Source organism: Paraburkholderia heleia NBRC 101817, assembly GCF_000739775.1.
GTDB lineage: Bacteria > Pseudomonadota > Gammaproteobacteria > Burkholderiales > Burkholderiaceae > Paraburkholderia > Paraburkholderia heleia.
In genome coordinates this window covers 98,001-104,613 of record NZ_BBJH01000038.1, presented here as the reverse complement: position 1 = coordinate 104,613, position 6,613 = coordinate 98,001, and the positions used below count along the sequence as shown (strand labels likewise).

Here is a 6,613-nt window from a genome sequence, read left to right as displayed (position 1 = left end):
GTGATTGCCGGGGTGGGCCGCTTGCGGTCCGTCCCGGCGCCTGGCTTGTGACCCGCGGGGCGACCCATCACCGCGAGCGGCGCAGGCGGAGGCAGCGGGAAGGAGCGAGGCCGGCGGCGTCGAACGGCGCAGCCAGAAAACGATAATGGAGTGTGGTTTATGTCAGAGCGTATTGCATATGTAACGGGCGGGATGGGCGGCATCGGCACGGGCATTTGCCAGCGCCTCGCCAAGCAGGGTTTCAAGGTAGTCGCTGGCTGCGGCCCGCATTCGCCGCGCCGCGTGAAGTGGCTGGAAGATCAGAAGGCGCTCGGTTTCGACTTCGTGGCCTCGGAAGGCAACGTGGGCGACTGGGATTCGACGCGCCAGGCGTTCGACAAGGTCAAGGCCGAGGTCGGTGAGATCGACGTGCTCGTGAACAATGCCGGCATTACGCGCGACGTCGTCTTCCGCAAGATGACGCGCGAGGACTGGACGGCGGTGATCGACACCAATCTCACGAGCCTCTTCAACGTGACGAAGCAGGTGATCGACGGCATGGTCGAGCGCGGCTGGGGCCGCATCATCAATATCTCGTCGGTGAACGGCCAGAAGGGGCAGTTCGGACAGACCAACTATTCCACGGCCAAGGCCGGCATTCACGGCTTCACGATGGCGCTGGCCCAGGAAGTGGCGACCAAGGGCGTGACGGTCAACACCGTTTCGCCGGGCTATATCGGCACGGACATGGTGAAGTCCATCCGTCCCGACGTGCTGGAAAAGATCGTCGCGACGATTCCCGTGCGCCGTCTCGGCGCGCCGGAGGAAATCGCCTCGATCGTGGCGTGGCTCGCGTCCGACGAGTCAGGCTTTGCAACCGGTGCTGACTTCTCGCTGAATGGCGGGTTGCACATGGGCTGATCCCAGGCGCAGCGCGCCTGCAGGGGGCGTGCGAAGCCGGGATCGAGGACGGCAGCGGGCCTGTTGCTCACCGGGGCAGGCACGTTTGACGGGCTAGACCAACGCGCGACGGCAGCGGCCGCCGCGCGTTGGCGCTAACAAGGGCGACACATGACGACTACAAAGAAAACCGCCGAACGTCTCATCAAGAAATATCCGAATCGTCGGCTGTACGACACGGAGACGAGCACGTACATCACGTTGACTGATGTGAAGCAACTCGTGCTGGAGCAGGAGGAGTTCAAGGTCATCGACGCGAAGACCAACGAGGATCTGACGCGCAGCATCTTGCTGCAGATCATTCTCGAAGAGGAAAGCGGCGGTCTGCCGATGTTCTCGTCGTCGATGCTGTCGCAGATCATCCGTTTCTATGGTCATGCGATGCAGGGCATGATGGGCACCTACCTGGAAAAGAACATCCAGGCGTTCATCGACATCCAGAACAAACTCGCCGACCAGTCGAAGAGCCTCTACGAAGGCAATGCGATGAATCCCGAGGTCTGGTCGCAGTTCATGAACATGCAGGCGCCGATGATGCAGGGCATGATGACGAGCTACATCGAGCAGTCGAAGAACATGTTCGTGCAGATGCAGGAGCAGATGCAAAACCAGGCGAAGAACATGTTCAGCAGCTTCCCGTTCAAGCCGGTGACGCCGGGCGGCGCGGCGGCGCCGGCGCCGGGCGCACCCGAGGGCGGCGAGGAAGAGAAGAAGTAAGCGGCGCGGCGCACACAGCGGGTGGCGCGCGCCGGCAAGTCGCGGCGCGCTCTCGCTTACGCGGTGCCGTGGTGGCGCATGGCCGCGCGAGCGCCACGCGTTGCGAGGCAGCGGGCGCGATGCCCCCGTCCTCATTCGCCCTCAGGCGCTTTACAGGTCGCGCAAGGCTTCAGGGTGCGCCACGGCCACCCGCAACAGGGTTTGCGCAGCGCCGGTCGGCTGACGCCGGCCTTGCTCCCAGTCCTGCAGCGTTCGCGTGGAGACGCCAAGCAGTGCCGCAAACGCGCTTTGCGAGAGGCCCGCGCTCGCCCGCGCGAGTGCGGCGGCGGTGGGCTTGCGGCCGGTGGCGCGCAACGCGCCACTCGAGGCGCTCCGGCGCGCTTTCAACCCGCGCACCGTCTCCACCGATTCAGCCTGAAACAGGTCCATTTTCTCGTCCATGTTTTCGCTTTCTCCGCACAACCGGTTCTGACTGCGCTTGAGCGCACGCCGTGCGCACGCGGCGAAATTATCCGGATGCCCAGTTCGCAGGCGAGCGATAGCTGAACAAAGTTTGATTCTGTCCATATTCCATCCGACCCTGATGCCACGAGACCCGCACTCACCATGCTGCGCCGCACGATACGTCAAACAGGTAAAATGGCGGATTGGCTTGATCCCGCGCGGCGCTATCTTCGCCCTGCGCCCCACATCCGGACGTACACGTGAAAAACCCTGTTGAATCAACGACCTCCCGCAATCCTGCTCCGCGCGTCGGGATGGTTTCCCTCGGCTGCCCGAAGGCGCTCGTCGACTCCGAGCAGATCATTACCCAGCTGCGTGCCGAGGGTTACGAAATCTCGGGGTCTTACGACGGGGCGGACCTCGTGGTCGTCAACACGTGCGGCTTCATCGACGAAGCGGTGCAGGAGAGTCTCGACGCCATCGGCGAAGCGCTTTCCGAGAACGGCAAGGTGATCGTTACGGGCTGTCTCGGCAAGAAGGCGAGCGCGAGCGGCTCGAACCTGATCGAGGAAGTGCATCCGAAGGTGCTCGCCGTGACGGGCCCGCACGCCGTGGGCGAGGTCATGCAGGCCGTGCACAGCCATCTGCCCAAGCCGCACGATCCGTTCATCGACCTCGTGCCTGCTGCGGGCATCAAGCTCACGCCGCGCCATTACGCATACCTGAAGATCTCCGAAGGCTGCAATCACCGCTGCACGTTCTGCATCATCCCGTCGATGCGCGGCGACCTCGTGTCGCGCCCGGTCGCCGAGGTCATGCTCGAAGCGGAAAACCTCTTCAAGTCCGGCGTGAAAGAGCTGCTCGTCATTTCGCAGGACACGAGCGCTTACGGCGTGGACGTGAAATACCGCACCGGCTTCTGGAACGGCAAGCCGATCAAGACGCGCATGACCGACCTCGTCGCCGCGCTGGGCGAGCTGGCCGCGCAATATGGCGCCTGGGTGCGCCTCCATTACGTCTACCCGTATCCGAGCGTGGACGAAGTCATTCCGATGATGGCCGAAGGTCCGTTCAAGGGCCACGTGCTGCCGTATCTCGACGTGCCGCTCCAGCACGCGCATCCCGAAGTCCTCAAGCGCATGAAGCGTCCCGCGAACGCGGAGAAGGTCATGGAGCGCGTGAAGGCCTGGCGCGAAATGTGCCCCGATCTCACGATCCGCAGCACGTTCATTGCCGGTTTCCCCGGCGAGACCGAAGAGCAGTTCGAAACGCTGCTCGACTTCATCCGCGAGGCCGAACTCGATCGCGTGGGCTGCTTCGCCTACTCGCCGGTCGAAGGCGCAACCGCGAACGAGCTCGACGGCGCGCTGCCCGACGAGGTGCGTGAGGCGCGCCGCGCGCGCTTCATGGAAGTGGCGGAGCAGGTTTCGGCCAAACGTATCCAGCGCAAGGTGGGCAAGACCCTGAAGGTGCTGATCGATGAGATCAACGCCGAAGGCGGCATCGGCCGCACCGCGGCGGATGCGCCCGAGATCGACGGCGTGGTGTATGTCGCGCCGGCGACCCGGGCGTCGAAGCGCTACAAGGTCGGCGACTTCGTGTCGGTGAAGATCACCGGCGCGGATGGCCACGATCTCTGGGGCGAGGTCTGACCGGCATGGCGAGCGTTGCCCCGCAAGTCCTCGCTTATGGCGAGGCCATGGTCGAGTTCAACCAGGCGTCGAAAGACCGCCCCGAGTATCTGCAGGGCTTTGGCGGCGACGCATCGAACTTCGCCATCGCGGCGGCTCGCCAGGGCGCGCGCACGGGCTTCGTCTCGGCTGTCGGCGACGATCATTTCGGACGCCTGCTGATCGATCTGTGGACGCGCGAACGCGTCGACACCTCGACGGTGCGTGTGGACCCTGCGGCGCCCACGGGCGTCTACTTCGTCTCGCATGGCCCGGGCGGCCATACCTTCGACTATCTGCGCAAGGGCTCGGCCGCGAGCCGTTACACGCCGCGCGATCTGCCGCTCGACCTCATCGCGGCGGCGCGCGTGCTGCACCTTTCCGGCATCAGCGTGGCGATCAGCGACAGCGCCTGCGACGCCGCGCTCGCCGCCGTCGAGCATGCGCGCGGGAGCGGCGTGCGCGTGAGCTTCGACACCAACCTGCGCCTGAAGCTGTGGCCGCTCGCGCGGGCACGCGCCGTGATGAACGAGGTGCTGCGCCTCACCGATATCTGTCTGCCCAGCTGGGACGACGTGGCGGTGCTCACGGGCCTCGACGACCGCGACGCGATCCTCGATTACCTGCTCGCGCGTGGCGCCCGCGTGGTCGCGTTGAAGCTGGGCAAGGACGGCGCCTACGTTGCGACGCCCGACGAGCGGCGCGTCGTGCCGGGCCACGCGGTCGCGGCCGTGGACGCCACCGGCGCCGGCGACTGCTTCGGTGGCGCATTCGTCGCGCGGCTCGCAGCCGGCGACGATCCGTTCACGGCCGCACGCTATGCGAACGCGGCCGCCGCGCTTTCGACGCTGGGTTTTGGCGCGGTGGCGCCCATTCCGTATCGCGAGGACGTCGAGCGCTTGCTTGCCGGTCAGCCCGCGAGCGAGGCGCATTGATTACAAGATTCATCCATTCAGGAAGACGAGGAGCAGGATCATGGAACGCGAAGTTGTGGTGGCAAGCGGCGTGCGCACGGCAATCGGCGACTTCGGCGGCAGCCTGAAGGACTTCTCGCCGACGGACCTTGGCGCACGCGTGGTGCGCGAAGTGCTCTCGCGCGCGAACGTGGATGGCGACGCGGTGGGCCACGTGGTGTTCGGCAACGTCGTGCATACCGAGCCGAAGGACATGTATCTTGCGCGCGTGGCCGCCATCGACGGCGGCGTTGCCCAGCACGCGCCGGCCTTGACCGTCAACCGCCTGTGCGGCTCGGGTCTGCAGGCGATCGTATCGGCTGCGCAAACCATTCTGCTCGGCGACGCCGACATCGCGATCGGCGGCGGCGCGGAAAACATGAGCCGCGCGCCGTACGCGATCCCGGCCGCGCGTTTCGGCCAGCGCATGGGCGACGCGCAGCTCGTCGACATGATGACCGGCGCGCTGCACGACCCGTTCCAGACGATCCACATGGGCGTGACGGCGGAAAACGTCGCGAAGAAGTTCGGCATCGCGCGCGAGGCGCAGGACGCGCTCGCGCTCGAATCCCATCGCCGCGCCGAGCGCGCGATCGCCGAAGGCCGCTTCAAGGATCAGATCCTGCCCATCCCGATCAAGTCGAAGAAGGGGGAAGTACGGTTCGACGCCGACGAGCACGTGCGCCACGGCGCGACGCTCGAGGACTTCTCGAAGCTCAAGCCGGTGTTCGCGAAGGAGAACGGCACGGTCACGGCGGGCAACGCCTCGGGCATCAACGACGCGGCCGCGGCGGTGCTGCTGATGAGCGCGGACGCTGCCCGCGCGCGCGGCGTGAAGCCGCTCGCGCGCCTCGTTTCGTACGCGCACGCGGGCGTCGACCCGGCGTACATGGGTATCGGCCCCGTGCCGGCCACGAAGAAGGCGCTCGAGCGCGCGGGGCTCACGGTCAACGATCTCGACGTGATCGAGGCCAACGAAGCCTTCGCGGCGCAGGCCTGCGCGGTCTCGCAGGAGCTCGGGCTCGACCCGGCCAGGGTCAATCCGAACGGCTCGGGCATCTCGCTCGGCCACCCGATCGGCGCGACCGGCGCGCTCATCACCGTGAAGGCGCTTTATGAACTGCAGCGCATCGGCGGCCGCTACGCGCTCGTGACGATGTGCATCGGCGGCGGCCAGGGCATTGCGGCCGTTTTCGAACGGCTCTGATGCCGGGTCGTGACGCGCGGCTCGCGCGAGGCCGCTGTGCAAGTGAAGAAAGGATTCAGATGGAAGTATTGACGCAGGCACAGCGGCCGTCGGGCGCGGCCGACAAACGGGGCGGCGCCACGCGGGCGCGCGGCTGGATCGTGGCCGCAGTTGCCGCGGCCATGGTCCTCACGCTGCCGCTCGCGGCGCGCGCGCAGGACGCAGGCGCACAGCCGCCGGTCAAATCCACGCTCAAGCCGAACCCCGAGTTCGCGACGCTGCCGCAATACGTCGGCACGCTCGGCAAACGCCAGATCGTCATGCGCCTTGGCGCCAGGGCTGGCGACGACGACCCGACCGGCGTGCATGGCGAATATCAGTTCACGGACACCGGCGAAGTGATCCTGATCGCCGGCGACCGCGCGGATGCCACGCTCGAAGCCGAGGACTCGAACGACGGCACGCACATCACCGGCAACTGGGTGGGGACGTTCGCCGAGGACGGCTCGCTTTCGGGCGACCGCATGGACCCGGACGATTCCCACCCGGTGCCGTTCGACCTGAAGCCGCACGCCGCGGGGGCTGCGGCCGTCCCGACCAGCGCGGCGGGCGCGAGCGCGACGACGCCGAACGGCGCGCATGCCGTGAACGGCGTGAGCAATCTCGTCATCGGGCAATAAGCGCCGCCGCAGGTGTTACCCTTC

The 6,613-nt window shown here is 66.5% G+C and carries 7 protein-coding genes; 6 read left to right on the top strand and 1 reads right to left on the bottom strand.

Annotated features, from left to right (window positions below):
- The first annotated feature begins 159 nt into the window (after positions 1-159).
- Both BHE01S_RS27815 and phaR read left to right on the top strand, forming a co-directional pair.
- On the top strand, positions 160-900 hold the full coding sequence (locus BHE01S_RS27815) for a 3-ketoacyl-ACP reductase (protein WP_042269566.1): 741 nt from the start codon (positions 160-162) through the stop codon (positions 898-900).
- Between the two features lie 150 nt (positions 901-1,050).
- Positions 1,051-1,656 (top strand): polyhydroxyalkanoate synthesis repressor PhaR, encoded by a 606-nt coding sequence (gene phaR / locus BHE01S_RS27810; RefSeq protein ID WP_042269564.1) that lies wholly within the window; start codon positions 1,051-1,053, stop codon positions 1,654-1,656.
- Between the two features lie 150 nt (positions 1,657-1,806).
- Here the strand turns inward: phaR and BHE01S_RS27805 are convergent, their stop codons facing one another.
- The gene (locus tag BHE01S_RS27805; protein ID WP_042269562.1) at positions 1,807-2,097 is read right to left on the bottom strand and encodes a helix-turn-helix domain-containing protein; all 291 of its coding nucleotides are present in this window, start codon (positions 2,095-2,097) and stop codon (positions 1,807-1,809) included.
- Between the two features lie 317 nt (positions 2,098-2,414).
- Between BHE01S_RS27805 and rimO the strand changes: the two genes are divergently transcribed.
- From rimO to BHE01S_RS27785, 4 genes are read left to right on the top strand one after another with little or no spacing between them, the layout of a single operon-like run.
- Complete coding sequence (rimO, locus tag BHE01S_RS27800) at positions 2,415-3,752, top strand: 30S ribosomal protein S12 methylthiotransferase RimO (RefSeq protein WP_042269560.1); 1,338 nt, start codon at positions 2,415-2,417, stop codon at positions 3,750-3,752.
- Between the two features lie 5 nt (positions 3,753-3,757).
- Entirely contained in the window at positions 3,758-4,705 is a 948-nt protein-coding gene (locus tag BHE01S_RS27795; protein ID WP_174479536.1) for a sugar kinase, read from the top strand.
- A 40-nt stretch (positions 4,706-4,745) separates the two neighbouring features.
- Positions 4,746-5,930, top strand: coding sequence for a beta-ketothiolase BktB (bktB, locus tag BHE01S_RS27790; RefSeq protein WP_042269556.1), 1,185 nt, complete (start codon positions 4,746-4,748; stop codon positions 5,928-5,930).
- 59 nt (positions 5,931-5,989) lie between these two features.
- Positions 5,990-6,589 carry a hypothetical protein gene (locus tag BHE01S_RS27785; protein ID WP_042269553.1) on the top strand — a complete coding sequence of 200 codons (600 nt, stop codon included), beginning with the start codon at positions 5,990-5,992 and terminating at the stop codon, positions 6,587-6,589.
- Positions 6,590-6,613: the final 24 nt, after the last annotated feature.